Raw genomic sequence first — 481 nt, forward strand, 5'->3', positions numbered from 1 at the left:
TTGCCCCTGATCCTGCTGGGGCTCGGGCTTCCCTTCTGTCTGCTGCCGATCTCCTGGGTACGACGAAAGCTGCGCCGGTCCTAGGGTTCCTCGACGGTGACGTCGATCGTCTTGGTCGTCACGCCGGTCGACGTGAGGGAGACCGTGGCGCCACCGGCTGCGACACCGTTGATCGTCACGGACTGGGGCGTGTTCCAGTTCGACGGGGTGAAGGTCAGGACGCTGGGCGTGACGGTGGCCGTGTCCGTGTCGCTGGAGCCGACATTGACGGTGACGTTGATGGTCGGCTGGAATTCGAGTGACACGTCGACCTGCGTGCTCCCTCCCGCGGTGACGGTTGCGGTGGGGTCGGCGACGATCGTCTGGACGTCGTCGTCGACCACGGTCACCGAGACCTGCTTGGTCTGCGTCCCGTAGGTCAGCGTGATCGTCACGGCCTCGGTGGCGAGGTTGAGGTCGTTGATCCCGTTGATGGTCACGT

The 481-nt window shown here is 65.1% G+C and carries 1 pseudogene; it reads right to left on the bottom strand.

The window, feature by feature from the left end:
- Positions 1-80: 80 nt before the first annotated feature.
- Positions 81-481 (bottom strand): annotated as a pseudogene (locus tag ACOADB_RS17685) (cellulose 1,4-beta-cellobiosidase); the annotation flags it as partial.

Origin of the sequence: Nocardioides sp. CPCC 206348, assembly GCF_048654705.1 — a bacterium.
Lineage (GTDB): Bacteria > Actinomycetota > Actinomycetes > Propionibacteriales > Nocardioidaceae > Nocardioides.